The organism is Dermacoccus sp. SAI-028, from assembly GCF_004346775.1.
GTDB classification, from domain to species: Bacteria; Actinomycetota; Actinomycetes; order Actinomycetales; family Dermatophilaceae; genus Dermacoccus; species Dermacoccus nishinomiyaensis.
In genome coordinates this window covers 808,313-830,658 of sequence record NZ_SMFS01000001.1, presented here as the reverse complement: position 1 = coordinate 830,658, position 22,346 = coordinate 808,313, and the positions used below count along the sequence as shown (strand labels likewise).

The following is a 22,346-nucleotide window of genomic DNA, read 5'->3' as shown; positions in this document are numbered from 1 at the left end:
CCATAGCGCTACTTGTGAAATGTTTCACAAGTCTAGAATGCTCCTCAAGCGCAGCCCCGGGCGCGCTCAGTCGTTCGAGTAGATGCGCTCGTCACCGGCTACCTCGGCTCGCCGTTCAGGTGCCGGCCGCCCTCGAGCACAGGGCTGGTGGGCTGCTGCCTGATCGTGCTCCGGCAACGATCAGGTCGCCGAACCCGCGTGCCCGTGGCTCAGACGCGACCGCCGGTAGTCGCTCGGCGGGGGAGGGGCTCGTCGGGGGAACCAGTCGTGGGCGTCATAAGCTGGCCACTTCGTTGCGCCCACACCTCGAACGCCAGTGTGGCGAAGGGCGGCACCGAACACGCCAGCCCCACCAGGGTGGTCCAACGACCCCATCCGAGCGCGCGTGAGACCAGGAATGTGATCAGCACATACGCGACGAAGATGCCGCCGTGGATGGGTCCGAAGATCCGTACCCCGAGGTCCCCCGCATCCGTGAGGTACTTGAAGTACATGCCGGTCAGCAGACCCGCCCACGAGATGGCCTCGGCCGTGGCGACGATCCGGAACAACTGCGCGTAGGTTCGAGGGGACACTCGGGCAGTGTAGGAGGAGCCGAAAGTCAACCAGACTTTGCATCCGTCGAACCAACGTCGAAAGCCACCAGATGGAATGATCGGCGAGATCGGGCCTTCGACCCGCAGCACAACCCGGGCCGGCACCCGCGTGTGTACGTCGCGGGCCGGCGGGTCTGACGATTCCAGCTCGGCGTGTGCTTTGCGGGCGGTGCGGCCCCCGTGAGGTGGATGGTGGCGAGCGCGTCGGCGGCCAGCAGTTGGAGCGCCGGTTTCACGAGCTCCTCTCGACCCCGTCGCGTTCCTTGAGCATCTGGCGCATCTGGTCGATCTCGGCGAGCTGGGCGGTGCGGATGGCATTGGCCAGCTTGACTACCTGGGGATCATCGGATTTCTGGATCACTGCCTCGGCCATCATTACCCCGGCCTGGTGATGCGGGATCATCAGCTGCAGCCATAGGACCTCGGCGGCCCGACCGCTCGCAGCTTTCAGCCGCGCCAGATCCGCGGCCGATGCCATCCCGGGCATCCGACCGTCCGGCAACATCGTCATCGAGCCGGATCCGGACGGCATGCCAGCCATCCCGGCATGATCCATCCCCGACATCCACGCCATCGACGTACGGGGGGAGGTCTGCGGGAGTCCCCAGCCGTCCAGCCAGGCGTACATCTGGCCGATCTGCTGCTGCTGGCTGGTGATCACGTCGTAGGCCATCGCCCGCAGGCCCGGGTCAGCGCTCTTCTCCCGCACGATCAGGGACATCTCAACGGCCTGGGCGTGGTGGACCTGCATGTCCCGGGCAAATCCAGCCTCGGGACTGTCATCGGCCGGTGGCGAGGCAGGACGGCCCACGAGGTACCCGACCCCGCCGGCCACCACCAAGCCGACTACCAGCAGCACCGCCACCACCGGCAACCAAGGACGGTGTCGGTCGGGGCGGGGGCGAGCGGCAACTTCGGCGTACTCCGCAAGATCCTCTGGCAGAGACGGTTCTTTGGTCATCGAGATCCCCCGATCAGGGCTGCGTGGTCGGGGATGGTGCGGGCATACCGCCGCCGGCGTTCAGTGGCAGGGTGCCGTCGGAGCCGCCGGTGCACGCGGCGCCGCTCTCGGGCGCTTGAGCACCCTGCCGGTACTCCCGGATGAAGGCCGCGAGACGGGGATCGTCCGCACCGTCGAGGGAGAGCTGTTTACCCCACGCCGAGGCGACGACCGGAGCCTTCAGCCCGGGAAACGGCGAGAGCACCGCGTAGGTGCTCGGGATCGCGGCCTTCAGAGTCGCGACCTGAGCGGCCGGCAGATCGGGTCGATACGTGACCCAGACGGCTCCGTGCTCCATCGAGTGCACCGCGTTCTCGTTGGGCACCGGGGTGGGATAGGTGGCGCAGTTGAGCCAGATGGGGTTGTGCTTTCCGCCCGCGGGCGGAGTCTGCGCATACGTAACCGGGGTCTGCACGTGCTCGGGGGTGACCTTGTAGCTCTTCACGGCCGCCAGGTCGGGCTTGTTCGCCTCGGTGCGGATCAGGCTGACGGCGACGCCGCCGACGATGAGCAGCACCGCGGCTGCGGTGACGGAGTAGATCAGCAGAGCACGCCGACGCTCCTTGCGCTTCTGCTCACGCCGCAGTTGCTGGACCCGCGCGGCCCGCTGTGTGTGGTCCTTGCGACCCTTCGAAGACATCTGCTGTCTTGCCTTTCGTTGTTCTGTCCCCTGGCCCGTGCCGGTTGCAGGTGGGAACTGTTTCGGTGGCTGACCTGACGGCTGCCGGGCGCTTGCGACGGGAGCCACAGGCACCCGATGGGAGGTCGGCCGAGGGCGCCTGCCCGCACCGCGGCGATTGCGACGCTCGCCTTGCCCGACGACATCGGGGTCGGGCCCGCAGCGGGTCAACGCCGCGCGGCGCGGTCCTCGCGGCGCGTCAGTCGAAGAGCTCGCCGAGGAAGCCCTTCTTCCGCTTGCCGTGGTGTCCGCCGTACTGGGGCTTGCCATGGTGTCCGCCTTGGTCCCAGCCGTAACCCGGAGGCTGGTTCGCCTGGGCGGGCGGCCCGGGGACCGGGGCGCCGCGGCCCTGCTGGGCGGCCTGGGTGTAGGCCGCCTCGGCATCGATCAGCTGCTCCAGCTCACCGCGGTCGAGGAAGACACCGCGACACTCGGTGCACTGGTCGATCTGAATGCCGTTGCGCTCGTAACTACGCATCGCGCCGTGACATTTGGGGCAGGTCAGCTCGGTTGTCATTGCTTCAGACTCCTTGTGGGGGTCGGTCGGATCCAACGTCGACTACTGTACATATGACAACTCGTTCAACTGTTCAGGAGTTCCCGTGACCCGATCCCAAGATGCCCAGGTGGTGGGCCTCGATGCCTGCACCTCGACCCAAGTCGACGAAGGCCGAGTGGAGGCCACGAGGCCTCTTCTGGTCACCCCAGCGGAGTCGAGCCGGATCGCGGACGCGTTCGCGCTGCTATCCGATCCAGGCAGGGTGCGGGTGCTGTTCGCGTTGCTGGAGGCAGGCGAGACCTGCGTGTGCGACCTGGCAGAGATGGTCGACATGTCCCCCTCCGCGCTGTCCCACGGACTGCGACTGCTCCGCACTGCAGGCGTCGTCACCAATCGCCGCGACGGCCGGATGGTCCGCTACCGCCTCGCGGATAGTCACGTACGCCTTCTCCTCGACGTCACGCGTGAGCACCTCGACCACGCCGTCCACGGCACCCCGGGGGTCTGAGGGATGGGACACGACCACGGCCACAGCCACGCCAGCGCAGCCACCGCCGGGGCCCGACACCGCACACCCCTACTGATCGCCTTCGGCCTGACCGCGGCCTACATGCTCGTCGAACTCACCGTGGGCTTGACCACCGGCTCCCTGGCTCTGCTGTCGGATGCCGCACACATGGGCACCGACGTCCTCGGCCTGGGGATGGCGTTGGCCGCGATCACCCTGGCCCAAGCCTCCGGGAACCCGCAGCGCACCTTCGGCACCTACCGACTCGAGGTCCTCGCTGCCCTGACCAACGGGGTGCTGCTGTTCGGAGTGGCCGGGTACGTGCTGTACGAAGCCTGGCAAAGATTCTCCTCCCCACCCGACGTCCCAGGGCTGCCGATGCTGGCCGTGGCAGTGGTGGGTCTGATCGTCAACCTGATCAGCTTTCGGCTGTTGATGGCCGGGGCTAAGGAATCCCTCAACGTCAAGGGCGCCTACCTCGAGGTGTTCTCCGACATGCTCGGCTCGGTGGGTGTCATCGTCGCCGCCATCATCATCTTCACCACCGGCTGGCGCTACGCGGACCCCCTGATCGGGGCCGCGATCGGCTTGTTCATCCTCCCCCGGACATGGAAACTCATCGCGCAAGCCTTGAGAATCTTGATGGAGGTCGCCCCGCCCGGACTCGACGTGGGCGAGGTCGAGGCCCGGATCAGGGCGCTGCCGGGCGTCGCGGACGTGCACGACTTGCACATCTGGACCGTCACCTCCGGACTGGACACCGCCACCGGGCACGTGGTGCTGGCCGACGACGCCGAGCTACACGCCGTCCTCGACCGGGTCACCGCGTTGCTCGCCGAGGAGTACCACGTCACCCATGCCACCATCCAGTGCGAACCAGCCAGCCACGAAGAACATGTCAACCCCATCTGACCTCCATAGCTGCCGGGACTGCTGCACGGATAGGTGACATGTTGGTCATGCGGCCTGGGTGGCCGCTGTGGTCATGATGGTCTCGTACTCGATGGGGGTCAACTTGCCGAGGCGGGCTTGGCGTCGTCGGCGGTGGTAAGTCCGTTCGGTCCAGGTGACGATGGCCAGCCTCAGCTGGTCGCGGGTGTCCCAGGTTCGGCGGTCCAGGACGTTCTTCTGCAGGAGTGCGAACCAGCTCTCCATGGCGGCGTTGTCCGCGCTCGAGCCGACTTGTCCCATGGATCCGAGCAGGTCGTGCCGGGACAGGGCGCGCAGGTACTTGCGGGACCGGAACTGGGACCCGCGGTCGCTGTGGACGATGCAGCCGGCCACGTCGACGCCCGCTCGGGCGCGGGTGTCCACGGCGTGTTCCAACGCCTGCACGGCCAGGCGGGCCTTCATCCGCGAGCTGATGGAGTACCCGAGGAGCCGGTTGGACCACACGTCCTTGACGGCGCACATGAACACCTTGCCCTCACGGGTGCGGTGCTCCGTGATGTCGGTCAGCCACAGCTGGTTCGGGCCGGTCGCGGTGAAGTCACGCTGGACGCGGTCATCGTGCGCCGGCGGGCCGGGCCGGCCCTTCTTCGCGCGCTTCTTCCCGAACACGCTCCACCACGCGTTGCTCGAACAGATCGCCCACGCGGTGCGGTCGCACATCTCCTGCCCGGCGTCGCGGGCCTCGTCAGCTAGGAGGCGGTACCCGAACTCCGGGTCGTCACGGTGTGCATCGAACAACGCGTTCGCGCGGTGCGCTTCCACCCAGTCGGCGTCGGTCACGGGGTTGGCCAGCCACCGGTAGTACGGCGCCCTGGCAAGTTTCAGGACCCGGCACGTCACCGTCACAGGCACCCTGATCGGGGCATCCTGGGCGGCCAGCTCACGGACGAGCGGGTACATCATTTTCCCGGCAGGTTCGCCTGCGAGAGGTACGCCGCAGCGCGGCGTAGCACCTCGTTCTCTTGCTCGAGCAACCGGATCCGACGGCGAGCCTCACGCAACTCACCAGAGTCGCTCACCGCGGCGGCGGGTTTGTTCCCGTCCTGCCGGTCAGCGATGGCGATCCAGTTCGTCAGGCAGGACTCCGAGATCCCGAAGTCCTTCGCGATCTCCTTCAACGTCGTCCCGGCCTCACGAGAGCGAGCGACCTCGATCACGTTCTGGCGGAACTCCTTGGGGTACGGCTTGGGCATGGTGCACATCCTCTCCTGCGGCACCGAACGGCACCACAGAGTCGATGTCACCTATCCGTGCAGCAGTCCCGTTGGGCCGCACCTGCGGATGCGGGGGATTGCCGCCGGGCTGGGTGGCGGGAATCGACCGATTATCGACAGGGGTGTACGTGATGGACCGTAAGACATGGCTGCGTGAGCACAGCGTGTGGGTGGCTGGCGGGTCGGCGGGCTCAGCGATGAGGAAGCACATGTGCATGGTGGGCCTCGCGGTGATGGCGCTGGCGGGATGCGGTAAGGACGCGCCGACGACTGGCACGGTCGAGGTGCGCGGATCGGGGCAAGAGTGGTCTGTGGCGTCGAGCAAGGCTGAGACTTCGAAGGACGGTTACAACGTCAAGGTGCTCGTGAAGCTTGACCCCAAAGCCGAGCATGGCGAGTACCTGCCTTGGGGTATTGGGGGCGACCTGACAAGCAAATACGACGGCGATGAGTCTGGGCAGGGCACGTTGAAGAACTGGTGCCACTCTGATGTGCGCCATGCTCGTCGGTGGTCGACTACGGCTGATGACAACGCTGTGATGCTGACATGCCGGGGCACGGTGGTTGAGGACATGATCTTGGTCGAGCTGCATGACAAGGCGGGCGCGTCGTGACGACGTACGGCTATGCGCGGGTCTCAACCGCGAAGCAGGCAGCGTCGCTCGACGCGCAGCGTGAGACGTTGATCGCGCGCGGTATTGACGCACGGCACGTGTACGCCGACATGTGCAGTGGCGCGAAGAAATCGCGTCCGGAATTCGACGCGCTCGTGCGTGCGGTTGATGACGGGGATCGGATCGTGTGCTCGAAGATCGACCGGTTGGGGCGCACGATGTTCGAGACGATGGGGACCGTGCTCGACCTCGCGCAGCGCGGAGTCACGGTCGAGACCGGTGACATGGGCGTGCTCGATCCGCACTCGGCGGCGGGTGAGGCTCAGATCAACCTCATGCTCGCGTTCGCCCAGTTCGAGCGCCGCCGACTGATCGAGCGCACGAATGAGGGTGTCGCGCGGGCGCGCGCTCAGGGCAAGAAGCTTGGACGCCCGGCGAAGGTCACGCCGTCGCTGCGTTCGGCGATGGTCGCGGCGTACGAGTCGGGCATGAGCATTTCGGAGATCGCGCGCCTGCACGGAATGTCGCGGGACACGGTGCGGCGAGCTCTAAGCGGGTCCCGACCGACGCCCTAAAGCGCGCTGGCTCAACCGGTGTGCGCGGGGCCGCCAGCGCGTCGAAGTCACTGGCCTGCTGCGCGGGCTCATCTCCGCGTGCGCGGGGCCGACACCCTCACCGGCCACAGCGGACGGTGACCCCGGGGCTCATCTCCGCGTGCGTGGGGCCGACCTCGGCACGAAGGTCATCCCTGCGATGGAGAAGGGCTCATCTCCGCGTGCGCGGGGCCGACCAGAACGGGCCCGACGCGGCGAACATGATGGCGGGCTCATCTCCGCGTGCGCGGGGCCGACTGGCGCGTCGTCGTCACCGAGGACGAGACCACGGGCTCATCTCCGTGTGCGCGGGGCCGACCCTTGCGGGGTGCTGTGTTTGCGCGCTTTTCAGTTGGTGGGGGAAGCGTTTGCCTTCACTTTCGCTTCCCCGTTGGGGGGAGATGACCGGACGCGATTACTCGGCCGGGGTGGCCCACCTCGCGGTGGGTCTTCCCGCTTCGCAGAACGTAGCGCGACAGATGTCTCGATACGCACTCCACGGGCGTTTTGCGACTCCTCCATGCCGGGGGCGTCGTGGGATGCGAGAGCGGCGCGAAGGATGTTCTTGGCCGCGTTGACGTCACGGTCGAGCACCGTGGCGCAGTTCTCGCAGTGGTACACGCGTTTCGACAGGGGCTGATTGGCTTTCTCTGCCCCGCACGTCGAACACGTCTTGCTCGTGGGAACGAAGCGCCCTGAGGGCAGGAGCTGCGATCGGTACCACGAAGTCTTGTAGGTGAGTTGTCGCCGCATCTCGGCGAAGCTCGCGTCGAGGATGGAACGGTTGAGGCCCGCTTTCGCGGCGACGTTGCGGCCAGGCTTGTCGATGCTGCCTCGTGCGCTGCGCGTCATGACGGCGACGTTGAGGTCGTCGACAGCGACGACGGCGTGCGAGGTCGCGAGCTGCTCCGTGATGGCGTGCAGTGTGCTCGCGCGGTGCTGGGCGACGGCGGCGTGCTCTCGCGCGAGACGGGCTCGAGCCTTGATGCGGCCCGTCGTGGGCGTGCCGTGCTGGCCACGCGCCGCGAACGAGTCACCGGGCGCGACGGCGGCGAACAGCGCCGCAGCCGCGAGGATGCCGCCGGACGCCCACGCCATCGGAATGGGGCCGACCCTGTCGACGAGGCGACCCGTCAGCAGCGACGGCAGATACGTCGCGCCGACGTGCAGGCTGATGACGAGCCCGACGTGCGCGAGGTCGTGATGGTGCGCCTTCAGGTGGATCGAGCCCGCCGACGAGCACGCAAGCCTGCCGCGTGGCCCGCGACGCGCAGCGTCGGCACGGCCCTGCACTGACCAGCGGGCGCCCCGACGCGTCACGCCTTACCCCAGAGTGCCGAGACGAGCGCGGGCAGCGCGGCGGCGGCGGGCGCACGCCAGACGAGCGTCGCGTCGTCGCTCAGTTCGGTCTCGGCGGGGTTGATCTCGACGACGGGCACGCCCCGCGTCAACGCCCGGTACGGCAGACCGGCGGCGGGTTGCACAACCCCGGACGTGCCGACGCTGAGGACGAGATCAGCGCGCTCGAGTGCGGCCTCGGCGTGCGCGAACGGCTCGTGCGGCAGTTCTTCGCCGAACCACACCACGCCGGGGCGCACCGCTGCGCCACACACCGGGCAACGCGGCGGGGCCAACCGCTCGACGGGGTCGGACGGCAGCGCGAGTGCCGGGGCGTCGGTTTCGTCGAAGGGGGTGTCGCACTCAGAGCAGCGCAACGCGAAGATGCTGCCGTGCAGGTGCGCGAGGACGCTGCTGCCCGCGCGTTCGTGGAGGTCGTCGATGTTCTGCGTGACGATCCACAGGTTCGCCCGCTCGGCGTCGGCCCAGTCGGCGAGTGCGCGATGGCCGACGTTGGGCTGGACATCGCGAATGAGCTTGGCCCGCCAGCGATACCAGGCCCAGACGAAGTCGGGATCGCGCTCCCACGCGTCGATCGTCGCGAGCTCCTCCGGGTCGTGGCGCTCCCACAGGCCCGTCTGCGCGTCGCGGAACGTGGGGATGCCGCTCTCGACGCTCATCCCCGCGCCCGTGAGGACGACGACGTCACGCGCGTCGCGCGCCAGGTCGAGGAAGGCGTCGAGGGGTTCCGAAGCTGGCGTGGGCATGCATCAGCGTAGGCGCCACCCCAGCTGCGAGGTCGCCCGCGCCGCCGAGACGCCCGACCGAACGTGCCCCAGACCAGACGATCGCCTAGGTTAGGTAGACCTCATTCATCGCGACGACGCGGAGGCTCTCATGCCACTCAGGACGATCGAACGCGGGCTGCAAGCCGCGTACTCGGCGGCCGCCTCGCTCACCATGGCCCTGCCACCGGAGCGCGAGACCTGGCCGACGACACCCGCCGAGGTGCGCGCCATCGAAGCGCTGTGCCCGGCCTTCACCCGCGTCACCCTGCACGCCGAGATGTTCCGCACGCTCGAACTCACCGGCCCCGACGAGTACTTCGGCCTCTTCATGCCGCCGGCCGGCGCACCCGTCGTCACCCCGCCTGACGACGAACGCGACCCCCGCAGCGCCGTCGCCGCCATGGACGATGCCGTGCGCCCCCAGCTGCGCTGGTACACGATCCGGACGCTGCGCCCCGAGCACGCCGAGATCGACGTCGACATCGTGGACGTCGGCCACGACGGGCCCGGCGCGCGCTGGCTGCGCGACGTCAGGGTCGGTGACGAGGTCGGGGTGCGCGTCCAGTCTGCGCTCTACAGCGCGGCGCCCGCGGGCGGGCATCACGTGCTCGTCGCCGACGAGACGGGCCTGCCGGGCATGCTCGCCATCGTCGACGCAGCCCGCGAACGGGCGACTGGAAAAGGTGAAGACTCGCAGAACACGCAACCCCGCCTCACCTGCGTCGTCGAGGTCCCTGATGCGACATACCTGCACCCGGAGGTCGCCGACGCCGGCATCACCGTCGTGCAGCGCGGCACGGATGCGTCCGGTTCGGCCGCCGTCGCGGCACTCGCAGACCTCGACGTCGACGACGCCGACTACGCGTGGGTGTGTGCGGAGGGCGGCGCGGTGGCCGCGATCAAGCGTCACCTGACGAAAGAGCGCGGCCTGTCACGGCGCGCCATCACGGCGAGTGGCTTCTGGTCGGTGGGCCGCCCGCGCCCGTGAGGCCTCGCCCATGCGGCCGGCGCTGGGCATCTCATCATGTGGGGCGACATAGCCATGCACACCGAGCGCGACGACCATGATGTGAGCAACACCTCACACACTCGGATGCAGACCCCATGCGCGACACTCGTCGCACTGCTTCAACCCTGGTCCTCATCGGCGGGCTCACCCTGGCGGCCTGCGGAACGAACGCGGCGGATTCGTCGCCCAGCAGTGCGTCCCCCAGGGCTGCGGCTGCGTCGTCGCTGCCCGTCACGCCGGCGATCAGCGCGTCGAGCACGAACAAGCAGTCGGCGTTCACCGTCACGCAGTTCGACAGCACCAGCGATGCGGGCTGGACGGCCACGTTCCAGGTGCTCAGCTCGCCGGCCGGCAACATCCTCGTCGACCCCGGCATGTAAGACGCGGAGGTCGCCGACTACGTGAAGTCGATCGGCGGCGTCGACGCGATCATGATCACCCACGGGCACTGCGACAAGCTGCGCGGCCTCGCCGTGGAGATGAAGACGAATGCGAAGGCCGTCGCGTTGATCCACGAACTCGACCAGCCCTACCTGCACGATCCGAAGCGCAACTGCTCCATCGCGGAGGGCACCTCGCGCACGACCGACGCGAAGACCTCCACCTTCAAGGAGTCCACGACGACGATCGCCGGCCACCGCGTCCCGCCCATCCACCTGCAGGACACACCGCGGGCAGCACGATCTTCTGGTTCCCGGACGACAACACGATGATCGGCGGCGACACGGTCATGAGCACGCAGATCGGCAGCGCCTCGCACCCGGGCGGCATCGAGGCCTCACGCACCGCGCCGATCGCGAAGTTCAAGAAGCTGACGTTCCCCGCGGATGCGCGCAGATACAACGGCCACGACGCCTCGACGACGTACGCCGAACTCATGAAGTCGAACTCCGACCTCGCCTGAGCCCCTTCTCCGACACCGTAGGTCTGGCACCGCTGAGCCCCGCCCTATTGAGCGATGCTCAACAAGAGTGATAGACAGGGTGAGGCGCGTCACGCGCCACGTCCCCGAGCAAGGAGCCACGGTGCAACGGACACTACGAGACGAGGACAAGGCCCTGCAGCGCGAGCTGCGCGCCTTTGCCGAGAGCTTCCCCGACCACATCAAGACCGGATACATCGCTGACGGCGAGGTCGTGCCCGAGTTGCTGCGCGAAGGTCAGCGCATCCTCGACGACGCCGACCTGGCCGCACCCCACTGGCCGACCGAATGGGGTGGGCGCGGCTGGGACGAACTGCAGCTGCACATCTACCGTTCCGAACTGCAGCGTGCCGGCGTGCCGATGCCGCTCGCGTTCAACACGAGCATGGTCGGCCCCGTCATCGCCGCGTTCGGCTCGCAGGAGCTCAAGGAGCGTTTCCTGCCGAAGACGAAGAGCTGCGAGATCTGGTGGTCGCAGGGCTTCTCCGAGCCGGACGCCGGCTCCGACCTCGCGTCCCTGCGCACGACGGCGGTGCGCGAGGGCGACGAGTACGTCGTCAACGGACAGAAGACGTGGACGACGCTCGGGCAGTTCGGTGACTGGATCTTCACCCTCGTGCGCACCGACCCGAGCGCCGACAAGCCGCAGAAGGGCATCTCCTTTCTCCTCATCGACATGTCCTCCCCCGGCCTCACGGTGCGCCCGATCAAGCTGATCGACGGCCGTCACGAGGTCAACGAGGTGTTCTTCGACGACGTCCGCGTGCCCGCCGACCAGCTCGTCGGCGAGGAGAACCGCGGCTGGGACTACGCGAAGTTCCTACTCGGCAACGAGCGCACGAGCGCCGCGCCCGTCGGCTCGATCAAGGCGGCGCTCGCCGCGGCGAAGGAGCACGCGAAGGCCACACGCAGCCCTCACGGCACCGCGCTCGACGAGCCGCTGCTCGCCGCGCGCTTCGCCCAGCTCGAGGCCGAGGTCATGGCGCTCGAACTGACGGTGCTGCGCGTCGCGGGTGACTCGCGTGACGGGCGCCCCGACCCGGCGTCGTCGATCCTCAAGCTGCGCGGCAGCCAGCTGCAGCAGGACGTCTACGAACTCATGGTCGACGTGGCCGGCGTCGACGCCCTCACCTGGTACACGGGCGAGTGGGGCAGCGAGACGCTGCCGCGGTACCTCAACTATCGCAAGGCGTCGATCTACAGCGGTTCCAACGAGGTTCAGCGCAACATCATCTCCGGCGGCATCCTTGGACTGAAGGGCTGAATCATGGACTTCACACCCACCGAAGAACAGCGCGCGTTGCAGAGCGCGGTGCGCGACCTTGCCTCGAGCCTCACGCCGAAGGACACCGGATCCGGCGCCCCCGCCGGCCCGCAGCCGTTCGACGCGGACGCCTGGGGCAAGTTCGCCGAGATGGGCCTGCTCGGGCTCGCCTTCGCCGAGGAGAAGGGCGGTTTCGGCGCGTCGGCCATCGAGGTGACGCTCGCCGCCGTCGAGCTCGGCGCGGCTCGCGTCACGCTCCCCTACGCCGATGCGATGGCGGCTGCGACGGCCCTCGACGCGGCGAACTCGCCGCTGCTCGCCGACGTCATCAGCGGCGAGAAGCTCGTGCTCACCGCGTTCGGCGAGTCGGGTGCGACGTGGTCACGGGCCGCGAGCGCCCGCACCGCGTCGGGTAGCGAGCTGGCGGGTGAGGCTCGCGGCAACACCGACCTGTCGTCGGCTGACGCCATCGTCACGACCGCCGGCACGGGCGACGACGTCGGGGTCTACCTCGTCGAATCCCCCACCGTCGACGGCCCGAAGGTGACGCTTGACGGCGCTCCCGCGACGCGGCTCGGCGGCCGCGAGGTGCTCGAGGCCGCGCTCGCACTGGGCAACGTCGGACAGTGCGGCGAGGCGCTCGGCGCGATGGGGGCCGCGCTCACGCTGACGGTCGAGTACCTCAAGACGCGCAAACAGTTCGGCGTGCCGATCATGCGGTTCCAGACCCTCACGCAACGCGCCGCCGACATGTACGTCGGCGTCGAGCTGACGCGCAGCGCCGTGCTCTACGCCGCGATGGCGCTCGCCGACCCCGGTGAGGGCGACGACGCGCTCGACCTCGACGCCATCGTGTCGCGAACAAAGTACCTCGTCGGCACCTACGGCCGGCTCGTCGGCCAGGAGGCGATCCAGTTGCACGGCGGCATCGGCATGACGGCCGAGTACGCCGTCGGCCACTACACCTCGCGCCTCGCGACGATCGAGCGGACCTTCGGCGACACCCGTCAGCACCTCGCGGCCCTGGCAGCCGGCGTCGGCGATCACACGTCGGTCGACGTCGTCTGAGACTGCTCGCACGACGGCGGCCGACGACGAATGACGAACGGCGGGACGAGCATCCAAGCTCGTCCCGCCGTTCGTGTGTCATGCGCTCGTCGCCGACAAATCCGGCCCGCCGCGCAGCGTCAGCCGCGCGTCATCACGACGCGTTCGACGACTCGTCGCTCGCGGCATCGCGGTCGAGTCGCGCGAACCGGTCGAACACGGCCGCACCGATGGGCAGCGCGCGCTCGTCGAGCATGAACGCAGGGTGGTGCAGGTCGGTCTCGTCGCTGTCGCCGTCCCAGACGCCGAGGCGCAGGTAGATGCCGGGGATCTCTTCGGTGTACCAGCCGAAGTCCTCGCCACCGGACGACTGGTCGGCCTCGCCGACGCCGTCCTCGCCGAGGACGTCGGTGACCGCCTGGGCTGCGAGCTGCGCGCACGCCTCGTCGTTGACGACCGGCGGCACACCTTGCACGTAGTTGACCTCGGCCTTCACGCCGTACAGCTCGGCGATGCCCGAGATCGCGGGCGGCACGACGTCGGGCAGCTGCGCCCACGTGTCGCGGCTCGCGGAGCGGACGGTGCCGACGAGCGTCCCCTTCGACGGGATGACGTTCGCGGCGCTGCCGCCGGCCTCGATCGAGCCCCACGTCATGACGGTGCCCGAGCGCGGGTCGATGCGGCGGTCGATGACCTGGGCCGCGCCCGTCGCGATGCTCGCGAGCGCGTAGATGAGGTCGCCGGTCTCGTGCGGACGCGCGGTGTGCCCGCCGTCGGAGGTCAGCGTCACCTCGATCTTCGCGTTCGAGGAGGTGATGGCGCCCGCGTGCACACCGACGTCACCGACGACGCGGTGCGGGTCGCAGTGAAGCGCGATGATGCGGTCGACGCCCTCGATCGCGCCGTCCTCGACGCAGTCGACGGCGCCGCCGGGCATCTGCTCCTCGGCGGGCTGGAAGATGAGGCGGACGGGGCGCGGCGGCGGGTTCTTCGCGAGCAGCGTCGCGGCGCCGAGCAGCATCGCCGTGTGCGCGTCGTGGCCGCAGGAGTGGCTGACGCCCTCGTTCGTCGAGGCGAACTCGAGGTCGGTCTCCTCATCCATCGGCAGCGCGTCGATGTCGGCGCGCAACGCGACGAGGTCGTCGGCCGTCGCGTCGTCGGCGGCGGGCACGTCACAGATCAAGCCGGTGCCGACGGAGAAACGTCGCACCTCGAACCCGAGACCTTCGAGCTGTTCGGCGACGTAGTCCGTCGTCGCCTTCTCCTCATAGCTCAGCTCGGGGTTGGTGTGCAGGTGGCGGCGCCACTCGACGAGCTTGTCCCGCAGGTCGTCGTCGATGCCGTCGTACGCCATGGCGGCCTCGTGTGCCGCGTCGACGTCGGGCTCGGAGTTCTTCCCACCCGTGTTCGCGTCGTTCTTGTCGAAGTCACTCACCGAAGATCCTTTCGCAGAAAGCCAAGACCCGCTGTTCCATGTCCCAGCGGTTGTTGAGACGTTCGAACTCGTGCCCCTCGTCGGGGAACAACAGCATCTCCGCCGGCACGCCCCGCGACGCGAGCACGCCCAGCGCCTGGTAAGCCTCGGAGACGGGGACGTTCGAGTCGAGCTGGCCGTGGATGAACATCACGGGCACGTCTACGCGGGAGAACTGACGCAGCGGGGAGGCTTGCGCGAGCAGGTGCCGGTCGAGCTTGGGGTCGCCGTATTTGGGCATCGCCGCGGAGGCGATCCACGGGTCGGTGTCACGGTAGAACGTCTCGAGATCCGACATGCCGCACGCCGCGATGCCGCCGGCCCAACGCCCGGCGTGCCGGGTGAGCGACGCGTGCACAAGGTATCCGCCGTACGAGCGGCCCATGATGACGGCCTGGCCGTCGCGGGTGATCCCTGCGTCGATGAGGTGGTCGAGCGTGTCCTCGGCGTCGTCGATCGCCGCGAACCGGCCGTAACGGTCGTCGGCCTGCGAGAAGCGCCGCCCGCGTCCTGCTGAGCCACGCACGTTCGGCAGGAACACCGAGTGCCCGGTCGCCGCGAGCTTGCGCAGCACGTTGTTGTAGTCGGGGCGCGCCTGTCCCTCGGGGCCGCCGTGGAAGTAGACGATCGTCGGGGCGGGCTCGCTCGGCGCAGGCCCGACGGCCCGGTAGAGCCACCCGGACAAGCGCATGCCGTCGCGCGCCTCGTAGTGGAGCAGCTCGGGGATGATGTCCGCTTCGCCCCACGCGGACAACACCGGCCGGCCACGTTCGTCCGTCGGGCGCGCGGGTGACATCGTGTCGAGGCCGTCCTGGTCGGCCAGTGCGTCAGCGCCGCTCGCGCCGACGTCGTCACCGGTCGCTGCGTGCCCGGCCGTCTCGTCGTCCGAGCCGCTCTCACGGGGACGGTTCTCGGCCACGCTCTCACCGACGGCGTCGCTCACCGCGTCGTCGACCGCCGTTGCGACAGCGCGGAACTCGTCGCCGACCCAGCGTCGGGCGGCCACGTCGTAGACGACGACGGTGGGCGGAAACTCGGGTCCGGCGACGGTGAGGGCGAGCAGCGACCCGTCCGCCGTCAGCGACGGCGTCGTCGCGATGAGCGACGGCAGCTCGGGCAGGTCGACGACGCGGGCGCGCCCACCCGTCAGGTCCACGATCTGCAGGTCGCACCACCCCTCGTCGTTCCACAGGACGGCCGCCACGGAACCGTCGAGGGAGACGGCGAACTCCTCGACGTCGGCGTCCTCACGTTCGAGGAGCACCTCGACGTCGTGGGCGTGCTCGGTGGGTGTGAGCCGCAGCAGTCGGAAGCGTTCGGCGCTGTGGTCGCTGCGCACGATGAAGCTGGGGCGATCCCCGTCGAACGTGACGAATCCGCGGTCGGTGGTCGAGCCGTTGTCGACCGGCATGAGGGGGCGCCAGGTGCCGTCGTCGTCGATGGCCAGGAGCTCACGGTTGCCGCGCGAGCCGACGCGGAACAACGAGACGTTGCCACGCGAGTGCGTCAGGGCGCCGCCGGTGCGCCGGTCGACGACGCGCGTCTCCCCCGTCACCGGATTGAACAGGCGGCCCTCGACGGTGCCCTCGCGGTCGAAGACGGAGACGGCGACGAAGTCGTCGTCCCAGCTGACGAGCTCGACCGTCTCGTACGCGGCGAGGTCGACGGTGTACGAGTTCGCGTCGTCCGGGTCGGAGGTGACGAACCAGATCTGCTCGCGGTCACCACCGTCGGGTGCGACCTCGCAGGCGAGCCAGTGCCCGTCGGGTGAGTACAGGACGCGCCGCACACCACCTTCGACGGGAAGACGCACCTCGCGCTCCTCGCCGACGATCGGAACCCCGTCGTCGTCGAGCGGCATCTGCAGTGCGAAGGGAAAACGGTCCTGTTCGACGACGACGCACGCGAGCAGCCGCCCGTCGGGCGAGAGCGCAGGGTCCTTGACGTAGCGGTCCAGCGTGCGCGGGCGTGGCGGGGCGCGGTGCTCGGCGGGTGGCGCGTAGGAGGTCAGGACGTGGGCATGCTCGGGTTCGGGCGGGCTGACGTCGTTCACGTCAGCCGATCCTAGGCGCCCGGGGGGCCAGACCTCCAGAGCGAGCGCGCCTGGTTCGTCTCCGGATGCCGGAGAACCGACCTCGCGGGTCATGATCGACGTGGTGCCGCGGAGTCGTCGGGGCCAGGAACATCACCTGACGCGGCCGTGGCAGCGTCACCGCGATCGGCGCCCACCGCGGTCTCGGATGGGGTCTGCGACGAGGCTGCAGCCGGCGCTGTCGGTGCAGGTGAGCGCAGGATCCACGTGTCCTTGCCGCCACCGCCGCGGGAGGTGTTGACGATGAGCGAACCAGCCGGGGCCGTTCGGGTGAGGGCGGCAGGGACGGTGTGGGCGCTCAGCTTGCGCGCATCGAGGACGCTGGGTTCCCCCGACTCGCCGGGCGCACTCCCGGGCTGCTTGGTGGCGCGAACGTGCACGAACGCCCGCAGGTCGACGTGCCGCGGGTGGATGCAGGTGCGTCCGCTCTCGTCGGCGGCGTAGGTGGGCAGCGTCGACAGGCGCACGATGTCCTGCGCGATGAAGTGGTCGGGATGCGCCCGCAGCTGCTCGGCGCGTTCGTCGAGCTCGGCTGGGGAGCACTCCGGCCCGATGGTGATGCCGGCGCCGCCGTAGCCGTCGACGGGTTTGACGACGCGTTCGTCGAGCCGTGCGATGACCTCCTCGACCTTGCCGGGTTTGTGGCACAGATCGGTGGGGACCTGTTCGAGCAGGGGCTCCTCGTCGAGGTAGAACCGGATCATGTCGGGCACGAGCGCGTACACGGCTTTGTCGTCGCCGACGCCGTTGCCGAATGCGTTGACGAACGCGAGACGGTGGTGGGCGAGGGCGTCCTCGAGTCCGGGGCCGAGTGGTTGACCGTCGCAACCGAGGGCTGCGAACAGTTGATCCTTCTCGATGCGCGCGTAGACGACGTCGAGTGGGCGCAGCGTCGTCGCGTCCTGCAGGTGCAGGCGCCCGTCGACGACGCAGAGGTCCGCGGGCGTGCAGACGGGCATGCCGACGAACTCGGCGATGCGGCGGTGCTCGAACCAGGCGGAGTCGCCCTCGCCCGTCGAGACGAGCGCAAGCCCTGGGTCGTCGGGGTTCGCGGCGTGCGCAGGTGCCGCGGCCTGCAGCGTCTCGCGCAGCATCGCGAATCCGTCGCGGGGCTCGAGCAGGTCGTACTCGCTGATCACGTCGGCGAACGTGTCGTTCGCCATCGCGCGAAGGAAGTGCGAGAACACCACGCCGGAGGGAACACGAAGGTTGTCCTCGAGGACGAGCCATCGCCCGTCGGCGCACACGAGATCCATGCCGCAGATATGGGCTCGCACGGACCCGGAGGGTTGGAGGCGGCCTTCGTCGACGTAGCCCGGTGAGCGTTCGATGTCGTCGGCGTCGACGACCCCAGCCTCGATGATGCGTCGCGGCCCGTAGATGTCGTCGAGGAACGCGTTGAGGGCGCGGGCGCGTTGTTCGAGGCCCGCGCTCAGGTCGGCCCACGTATCAGCGTCGATGATGCGGGGGATGAAGTCCGTCGGGAAGATCCGGGGTTCGTCCTCACCGCTGACGCGGAAGGCGATGCCCTCAGCCGTCTCCATGGCCTCTGCTCGTTCTTGCCGGGCCGCCCGCTCGTCATCACTGAGCGCAGCGATTGCTGCCAGGGCTGCGACGTAGGCGAGGCGGGGCGCGCCGTCCGCGTCGACGGCTTCGTCCCAGGCCTTCGCGACCGACGTGAGGCCGGCTTCGGTGGCTTCGAGCGTCTGCGTTTCGGCGTTCGCGCCCGGGTGCACGTCGGTGGGGCCGTTGTCGTGCAGCCCGAGCAGCGCGCCCTCGTTCGACAGGCCTGACGACGGGTCGTTCTCAGAGGCGGGCATGCCTCGTTTATACGCCGCCGCCGGACCGCGCAGACCCCGAATCGGCTTTTCCACCACACCGATTCGGGGCGTTCGATGCTCGGACGACGATCAGACGACGCCGAGCGCGAGCATCGCGTCGGCCACCTTGACGAAGCCCGCGATGTTGGCGCCGCGCACGTAGTCGCCCGGCACGTCGTAGGCGTCGGCCGTCTCCTCGCAGGTGCGGAAGACGCCGTTCATGATGGCGCGCAGGCGTTCTTCGGTGTGGTCGAACGACCACGAGTCGCGGGAGGCGTTCTGCTGCATCTCGAGGGCGCTCACCGCGACGCCGCCGGCGTTCGACGCCTTGCCGGGCGCGAAGAGGACGCCGGCCTCCTGCAGCAGGGCGGTCGCTGCGGGCGTCGTCGGCATGTTGGCGCCTTCGGCGACGGCGATGCAGCCGTTCGACACGAGGGTGCGCGCCGCGTCGTCCGGGAGCTCGTTCTGGGTGGCGCAGGGCAGGGCCACGTCGCACGGCACGTCCCAGATGCTTCCTTCGGAGACGAATCGGGCGCCCTCGTGCTCGTCCGCGTATTCGCTGATGCGTCCGCGCCTGGATTCCTTGAGTTCGCGCATGGCGTCGATGTCGAGGCCCCGCTCGTCGACGACGTACCCGCCGGAGTCGCTCATCGCGACGACGGTGCCGCCCAGCTGGGTGACCTTCTGTGCGGCGTAGACGGCGACGTTGCCGGAGCCGGAGATGACGACCTTCGCGCCGTCGAAGGAACGGTTCTGCGTCGCGAGCATGCGTTCGGTGAGGAACACGAGGCCGTACCCGGTGGCTTCGGTTCGCGCCTGGGCGCCACCCCAGGTGAGGCCCTTGCCCGTGAGCACTCCGGCCTCGTAGCGGTTGGTGATGCGCTTGTACTGGCCGAAGAGGAAGCCGATCTCGCGGCCGCCGACGCCGATGTCGCCGGCGGGCACGTCCGTGTATTCACCGATGTGGCGGTACAGCTCCGTCATGAACGACTGGCAGAAACGCATGATCTCGGCGTCGGAGCGGCCCTTCGGGTCGAAGTCGGAGCCGCCCTTGCCGCCGCCGATGGGCATACCGGTGAGCGCGTTCTTGAAGACCTGTTCGAAGCCGAGGAACTTGACGATGCCGAGGTAGACGCTGGGGTGGAAGCGCAGGCCACCCTTGTACGGTCCGAGCGCCGAGTTGAACTCGACGCGGAATCCGCGGTTCACCTGCACGCGGCCGTCGTCGTCGACCCACGGCACGCGGAAGATGATCTGACGCTCGGGCTCCGCCAGACGCTCGATGATGCTCGACTCGACGTAGTCGGGGCGACGCTTCAGCAGCGGGCCCAGGCTGGCGAGCACCTCGTCGACGGCCTGGTGGAACTCGGCCTCTCCGGGGTTGCGGCGCAGGATCGTCTTGCGCACGGTTTCGAGCTGGGGTTCGAGCCGCTCAGGCATGTGTTCTCCTCATCGTGGTGTCCCGCCACCTTACGAGCGGATGCCTGCGACGGCCATGTGACGTTGGCCCGGTTCGGAACTCCACTCGAGTGTGGGCGAGTCACGACTCGCCGAGGAGCCTTGCCAGCTTCTGCGCTAACGCAGTGAGACGCGAATCGACGACCGCCCACACGATCGCGTGATCGACCACCCCGTACTCATGGGCACGGATGTTTCGCATCCCATAGATGCGCCCTAGACGTCGGCAACATAGACAACCTCCGCCTGCGCGAGAGCTGAGTCACGGAAATACGGGTTGCGGATGGCGCGCTTCGCCACGAGGTCAACATCGCGTTCCAGGATCCTGCTCAGGTCGTCACGGAGGGCGCAGAAGTCCTCCAGCGGATCGGGGCGATCAGGGAGGAAATCGACCAGAGAGTCTACGTCGCTGTTGTGATGAGAAGTCCCCGCAGCAGCTGAGCCGAACAGGGACAACTCGGCCACGCCGTGACGTTCTGCGACGCGGCTGATCGCCTCGTGGTCCAGGCTCACGACGGAAGGCATGCCCTGCGTATCGCACCGCAGGCTGGATCAACCACAGCACCGGTGACGCCCGCGACGGGTCGCCTGCGTCCACCACAGGGATCGAGTCAGTCCGTGTAGCCGATGCTCATGTCGACGTCGTCGATGTCGCCGAGTGTCAGCAGTTGCACCCTCTGCCGGCGCCGCAGCTTGCGTGCGAACGCCTGCCGGATTTCGCGGTTCTTCCCACGCCTGCATTGGGGGCAAGAATAGCCCGTGTGGATTCTCTGCCTAACCATTCTCCCGCTCCGCCCACCATCGTCGAGCGCACTCCTCAGAGACTCGTCCTCGCCGATAGAAGTGAGGTGCGCAGCCAACTCACGACCGATATCGTGTGACACCGCACGATGAAACGGGGAATCGGACGTGTACATGCTCAGGCTGGCCCCGAGGCACGTCGGCGGCGGCGTATCTGTCGCTGCTCGCCGGTGAGGCGACGATGACGACGACCGTCGAGGCGTTCGAGAACGTCGAATCGGCGCACTTCAAGGCGAAGGACATTCTGGGCGCCTCGCGCTTCGCCCTGCTGCCGACGGACAACCCGCACGTCACGTCGGATCTGAAGAAGATCGCCGACGGCAGGGCGCTCAGCCCGGTGCTGCTCGTGCGTGGTGACGCGACGAGCGGACGCGACGCCATCATCGCCGACGGTTATCACCGGGTCTGCGCGAGTTATCACACGGACGAGAACACCGACGTGCCTGTGCGCATCGTCGACCTCGCGCACCGTTCCGCCTGAGGTCGCGACGGACGTGAACTTCGCGCAACTCGCTCTCATCTGTCTCGTCGCGGTGCTCGGGCCGCTGTTGTCGTTGCCGCGCGCGGTGAGGTTGCCGGTCGTCATCGGCGAGCTTGTCGTCGGGCTCGCGCTCGGGCAGACCGGCGCGCGGGTGCTCGACCCGCATGACGGCACGTTCGCGTTTCTCGCGGACGTCGGGTTCGCGCTCGTCATGTTCGTCGCCGGCACGCACGTGCCGGTGCGCGACAAGGCGCTGCGCACGGGTGCGTCGATCGGCGTGGCGCGGGCGGTCGCCGTCGGGGTGCTCGCCGCGCCCGCAGGATGGGCGATCGCGCACGTGTTCGGCACGGGGCACGCGGGGCTGTACGCGGTGCTGCTGGCGAGTTCTTCGGCGTCGATCGTCATGCCGGCGCTGCAGGGTATGCCGCTGACGGGGCCCTCGATCGTCGCGATGCTGCCGCAGTTGGCGCTCGCGGACGCGGCGTGCATCGTCGCGTTGCCGTTCGCGATCGATCCGTCGCACATGTCGCGGGCGGCGATCGGCGCTGCGGCGGTCGTGGCGGTGTCGCTCGTCGTGTTCTTCGTGCTGCGGTTCGTCGAGCAGCGCGGGTATCGACGGCGGGTGCACGAGGTGTCGGAGAATCGCGGGCTCGCGCTCGAGCTGCGGGTGACGCTGACGATCCTGTTCGCAGTCGCGGCGCTCGCGCAGTGGCGGCACGTGTCGATCATGCTCGCGGGATTCTGCGTCGGGTTGGCCGTTGCGGGGGTCGGTGAGCCGAAGCGCGTCGCGAAGCAGGTGTTCGCGCTGACTGACGGGCTGTTCGCGCCGATCTTCTTCGTGTGGCTCGGGGCGTCGCTCAATCTGCGTGACCTCGCGGCGCATCCGGATGCCCTCGCGCTCGGTCTCGCCCTGGGGTTGAGCGCTCTTGTCGTGCACGGCGCGATGGCGATGACGAAGCAGCCGTGGCCGGTCGCCGTCACGACCGCGGCGCAGATGGGGGTGCCCGTGGCAGCCGCGACGACGGGGACGCATCTCGGGTTGCTGCGACCTGGCGAGGACACGGCGATGCTGCTCGGCGCGCTCGTGACGATCGTCGCGACGGCGGCCCTCAGCGGTCCGCTGGCGAAGGTGGCGCAGCAGGACGACCGCGTCGATCCGCCACCCACCCCTTAAACATTGAAGCGTGACTCGACCACG

General features: G+C 68.7%; 25 protein-coding genes and 1 CRISPR repeat array. Of the genes, 12 read left to right on the top strand and 13 right to left on the bottom strand.

Annotated features, from left to right (window positions below; genetic code table 11):
• Positions 1–209: 209 nt before the first annotated feature.
• From EDC82_RS14865 to EDC82_RS03865, 4 genes are all read right to left on the bottom strand, one after another.
• Positions 210–575: a DUF3817 domain-containing protein gene (locus tag EDC82_RS14865; RefSeq protein ID WP_040014686.1), complete on the bottom strand. Its 366-nt coding sequence runs from the start codon at positions 573–575 to the stop codon at positions 210–212.
• 253 nt (positions 576–828) lie between these two features.
• Positions 829–1,557 (bottom strand): DUF305 domain-containing protein, encoded by a 729-nt coding sequence (locus EDC82_RS03875; RefSeq protein ID WP_006945531.1) that lies wholly within the window; start codon positions 1,555–1,557, stop codon positions 829–831.
• Between the two features lie 13 nt (positions 1,558–1,570).
• Positions 1,571–2,236 (bottom strand): DUF3105 domain-containing protein, encoded by a 666-nt coding sequence (locus tag EDC82_RS03870; protein WP_006945497.1) that lies wholly within the window; start codon positions 2,234–2,236, stop codon positions 1,571–1,573.
• A gap of 238 nt (positions 2,237–2,474) precedes the next feature.
• Positions 2,475–2,792 carry a zf-TFIIB domain-containing protein gene (locus EDC82_RS03865; protein ID WP_040014676.1) on the bottom strand — a complete coding sequence of 106 codons (318 nt, stop codon included), beginning with the start codon at positions 2,790–2,792 and terminating at the stop codon, positions 2,475–2,477.
• Between the two features lie 85 nt (positions 2,793–2,877).
• Here EDC82_RS03865 and EDC82_RS03860 point away from each other — a divergent pair, with 85 nt between their 5' ends.
• Together EDC82_RS03860 and EDC82_RS03855 are read left to right on the top strand one after the other, a co-directional pair.
• Entirely contained in the window at positions 2,878–3,282 is a 405-nt protein-coding gene (locus EDC82_RS03860) for a helix-turn-helix transcriptional regulator (protein ID WP_231729517.1), read from the top strand.
• Between the two features lie 3 nt (positions 3,283–3,285).
• The gene (locus EDC82_RS03855; RefSeq protein WP_006945553.1) at positions 3,286–4,194 is read left to right on the top strand and encodes a cation diffusion facilitator family transporter; all 909 of its coding nucleotides are present in this window, start codon (positions 3,286–3,288) and stop codon (positions 4,192–4,194) included.
• A 45-nt stretch (positions 4,195–4,239) separates the two neighbouring features.
• On the opposite strand, the gene EDC82_RS03850 is transcribed toward EDC82_RS03855, so the two are convergent.
• Positions 4,240–5,426 (bottom strand): IS3 family transposase gene (locus tag EDC82_RS03850; protein ID WP_131940674.1). Its coding sequence is split into 2 segments (ribosomal slippage): positions 4,240–5,139 and positions 5,142–5,426, totalling 1,185 coding nucleotides; the frame shifts between segments, so codons are not numbered across the junction.
• A 152-nt stretch (positions 5,427–5,578) separates the two neighbouring features.
• Here EDC82_RS03850 and EDC82_RS03845 point away from each other — a divergent pair.
• Both EDC82_RS03845 and EDC82_RS03840 read left to right on the top strand, forming a co-directional pair.
• Entirely contained in the window at positions 5,579–6,061 is a 483-nt protein-coding gene (locus EDC82_RS03845) for a hypothetical protein (protein ID WP_160126184.1), read from the top strand.
• The gene (locus tag EDC82_RS03840; RefSeq protein ID WP_131940669.1) at positions 6,058–6,636 is read left to right on the top strand and encodes a recombinase family protein; all 579 of its coding nucleotides are present in this window, start codon (positions 6,058–6,060) and stop codon (positions 6,634–6,636) included. Before EDC82_RS03845 ends, EDC82_RS03840 begins: the two co-directional genes overlap by 4 nt.
• A gap of 6 nt (positions 6,637–6,642) precedes the next feature.
• Positions 6,643–6,973: direct repeats of the CRISPR family, unit length 29 nt; unit sequence GGGCTCATCTCCGCGTGCGCGGGGCCGAC.
• 29 nt (positions 6,974–7,002) lie between these two features.
• Here the strand turns inward: EDC82_RS03840 and EDC82_RS03835 are convergent.
• Complete coding sequence (locus tag EDC82_RS03835) at positions 7,003–7,974, bottom strand: RNA-guided endonuclease TnpB family protein (RefSeq protein WP_131940667.1); 972 nt, start codon at positions 7,972–7,974, stop codon at positions 7,003–7,005.
• On the bottom strand, positions 7,971–8,759 hold the full coding sequence (locus EDC82_RS03830) for an NAD-dependent deacylase (protein WP_131940665.1): 789 nt from the start codon (positions 8,757–8,759) through the stop codon (positions 7,971–7,973). Before EDC82_RS03830 ends, EDC82_RS03835 begins: the two co-directional genes overlap by 4 nt.
• Before the next feature lie 130 nt (positions 8,760–8,889).
• Between EDC82_RS03830 and EDC82_RS03825 the strand changes: the two genes are divergently transcribed.
• The 6 genes from EDC82_RS03825 (at position 8,890) to EDC82_RS03800 (ending at position 13,043) form a co-directional block, all read left to right on the top strand.
• Complete coding sequence (locus tag EDC82_RS03825; protein ID WP_131940663.1) at positions 8,890–9,768, top strand: siderophore-interacting protein; 879 nt, start codon at positions 8,890–8,892, stop codon at positions 9,766–9,768.
• Between the two features lie 116 nt (positions 9,769–9,884).
• A complete protein-coding gene (locus tag EDC82_RS03820; RefSeq protein ID WP_062258653.1) occupies positions 9,885–10,169 on the top strand; it encodes a hypothetical protein in 285 nt (94 codons plus the stop codon).
• Between the two features lie 21 nt (positions 10,170–10,190).
• Positions 10,191–10,502 (top strand): MBL fold metallo-hydrolase, encoded by a 312-nt coding sequence (locus EDC82_RS03815; RefSeq protein ID WP_062258651.1) that lies wholly within the window; start codon positions 10,191–10,193, stop codon positions 10,500–10,502.
• A gap of 17 nt (positions 10,503–10,519) precedes the next feature.
• Positions 10,520–10,693, top strand: a complete 174-nt coding sequence (locus tag EDC82_RS03810; protein ID WP_156445010.1) for a hypothetical protein — start codon at positions 10,520–10,522, stop codon at positions 10,691–10,693.
• Between the two features lie 121 nt (positions 10,694–10,814).
• Positions 10,815–11,975, top strand: a complete 1,161-nt coding sequence (locus EDC82_RS03805; protein WP_006946290.1) for an acyl-CoA dehydrogenase family protein — start codon at positions 10,815–10,817, stop codon at positions 11,973–11,975.
• A 3-nt stretch (positions 11,976–11,978) separates the two neighbouring features.
• On the top strand, positions 11,979–13,043 hold the full coding sequence (locus EDC82_RS03800) for an acyl-CoA dehydrogenase family protein (protein ID WP_131940661.1): 1,065 nt from the start codon (positions 11,979–11,981) through the stop codon (positions 13,041–13,043).
• A gap of 133 nt (positions 13,044–13,176) precedes the next feature.
• On the opposite strand, the gene EDC82_RS03795 is transcribed toward EDC82_RS03800, so the two are convergent.
• The 6 genes from EDC82_RS03795 to EDC82_RS03770 all read right to left on the bottom strand — a co-directional run bounded on the left by EDC82_RS03795 (position 13,177) and on the right by EDC82_RS03770 (position 20,391).
• Positions 13,177–14,457 (bottom strand): amidohydrolase, encoded by a 1,281-nt coding sequence (locus EDC82_RS03795; protein ID WP_083603929.1) that lies wholly within the window; start codon positions 14,455–14,457, stop codon positions 13,177–13,179.
• Positions 14,450–16,549, bottom strand: coding sequence for a prolyl oligopeptidase family serine peptidase (locus EDC82_RS03790; protein ID WP_062258645.1), 2,100 nt, complete (start codon positions 16,547–16,549; stop codon positions 14,450–14,452). Before EDC82_RS03790 ends, EDC82_RS03795 begins: the two co-directional genes overlap by 8 nt.
• Positions 16,550–16,638: 89 nt before the next feature.
• Positions 16,639–18,408 carry a circularly permuted type 2 ATP-grasp protein gene (locus EDC82_RS03785; protein WP_131940659.1) on the bottom strand — a complete coding sequence of 590 codons (1,770 nt, stop codon included), beginning with the start codon at positions 18,406–18,408 and terminating at the stop codon, positions 16,639–16,641.
• A gap of 90 nt (positions 18,409–18,498) precedes the next feature.
• On the bottom strand, positions 18,499–19,848 hold the full coding sequence (gdhA, locus tag EDC82_RS03780; protein WP_131940657.1) for an NADP-specific glutamate dehydrogenase: 1,350 nt from the start codon (positions 19,846–19,848) through the stop codon (positions 18,499–18,501).
• A gap of 100 nt (positions 19,849–19,948) precedes the next feature.
• Positions 19,949–20,068 (bottom strand): HepT-like ribonuclease domain-containing protein, encoded by a 120-nt coding sequence (locus EDC82_RS15230; protein ID WP_131940655.1) that lies wholly within the window; start codon positions 20,066–20,068, stop codon positions 19,949–19,951.
• 14 nt (positions 20,069–20,082) lie between these two features.
• The gene (locus EDC82_RS03770; RefSeq protein ID WP_131940653.1) at positions 20,083–20,391 is read right to left on the bottom strand and encodes a nucleotidyltransferase family protein; all 309 of its coding nucleotides are present in this window, start codon (positions 20,389–20,391) and stop codon (positions 20,083–20,085) included.
• A gap of 457 nt (positions 20,392–20,848) precedes the next feature.
• Here EDC82_RS03770 and EDC82_RS03765 point away from each other — a divergent pair, with 457 nt between their 5' ends.
• A complete protein-coding gene (locus tag EDC82_RS03765) occupies positions 20,849–21,148 on the top strand; it encodes a hypothetical protein (RefSeq protein ID WP_006946179.1) in 300 nt (99 codons plus the stop codon).
• Between the two features lie 13 nt (positions 21,149–21,161).
• Positions 21,162–22,322 carry a cation:proton antiporter gene (locus EDC82_RS03760; protein WP_131940651.1) on the top strand — a complete coding sequence of 387 codons (1,161 nt, stop codon included), beginning with the start codon at positions 21,162–21,164 and terminating at the stop codon, positions 22,320–22,322.
• Positions 22,323–22,346: the final 24 nt, after the last annotated feature.

Bases quoted from the DNA above. Each gene is read 5' to 3' on its own strand.
- EDC82_RS03875 (WP_006945531.1), bottom strand. From the start codon at position 1,557: ATGACCAAAGAACCGTCTCTGCCAGAGGATCTTGCGGAGTACGCCGAA.
- EDC82_RS03870 (WP_006945497.1), bottom strand. From the start codon at position 2,236: ATGTCTTCGAAGGGTCGCAAGGACCACACACAGCGGGCCGCGCGGGTC.
- EDC82_RS03865 (WP_040014676.1), bottom strand. From the start codon at position 2,792: ATGACAACCGAGCTGACCTGCCCCAAATGTCACGGCGCGATGCGTAGT.
- EDC82_RS03855 (WP_006945553.1), top strand. From the start codon at position 3,286: ATGGGACACGACCACGGCCACAGCCACGCCAGCGCAGCCACCGCCGGG.
- EDC82_RS03845 (WP_160126184.1), top strand. From the start codon at position 5,579: ATGGACCGTAAGACATGGCTGCGTGAGCACAGCGTGTGGGTGGCTGGC.
- EDC82_RS03830 (WP_131940665.1), bottom strand. From the start codon at position 8,759: ATGCCCACGCCAGCTTCGGAACCCCTCGACGCCTTCCTCGACCTGGCG.
- EDC82_RS03825 (WP_131940663.1), top strand. From the start codon at position 8,890: ATGCCACTCAGGACGATCGAACGCGGGCTGCAAGCCGCGTACTCGGCG.
- EDC82_RS03820 (WP_062258653.1), top strand. From the start codon at position 9,885: ATGCGCGACACTCGTCGCACTGCTTCAACCCTGGTCCTCATCGGCGGG.
- EDC82_RS03810 (WP_156445010.1), top strand. From the start codon at position 10,520: ATGAGCACGCAGATCGGCAGCGCCTCGCACCCGGGCGGCATCGAGGCC.
- EDC82_RS03800 (WP_131940661.1), top strand. From the start codon at position 11,979: ATGGACTTCACACCCACCGAAGAACAGCGCGCGTTGCAGAGCGCGGTG.
- EDC82_RS03785 (WP_131940659.1), bottom strand. From the start codon at position 18,408: ATGCCCGCCTCTGAGAACGACCCGTCGTCAGGCCTGTCGAACGAGGGC.
- gdhA (WP_131940657.1), bottom strand. From the start codon at position 19,848: ATGCCTGAGCGGCTCGAACCCCAGCTCGAAACCGTGCGCAAGACGATC.
- EDC82_RS15230 (WP_131940655.1), bottom strand. From the start codon at position 20,068: ATGCGAAACATCCGTGCCCATGAGTACGGGGTGGTCGATCACGCGATC.
- EDC82_RS03770 (WP_131940653.1), bottom strand. From the start codon at position 20,391: ATGCCTTCCGTCGTGAGCCTGGACCACGAGGCGATCAGCCGCGTCGCA.
- EDC82_RS03765 (WP_006946179.1), top strand. From the start codon at position 20,849: ATGACGACGACCGTCGAGGCGTTCGAGAACGTCGAATCGGCGCACTTC.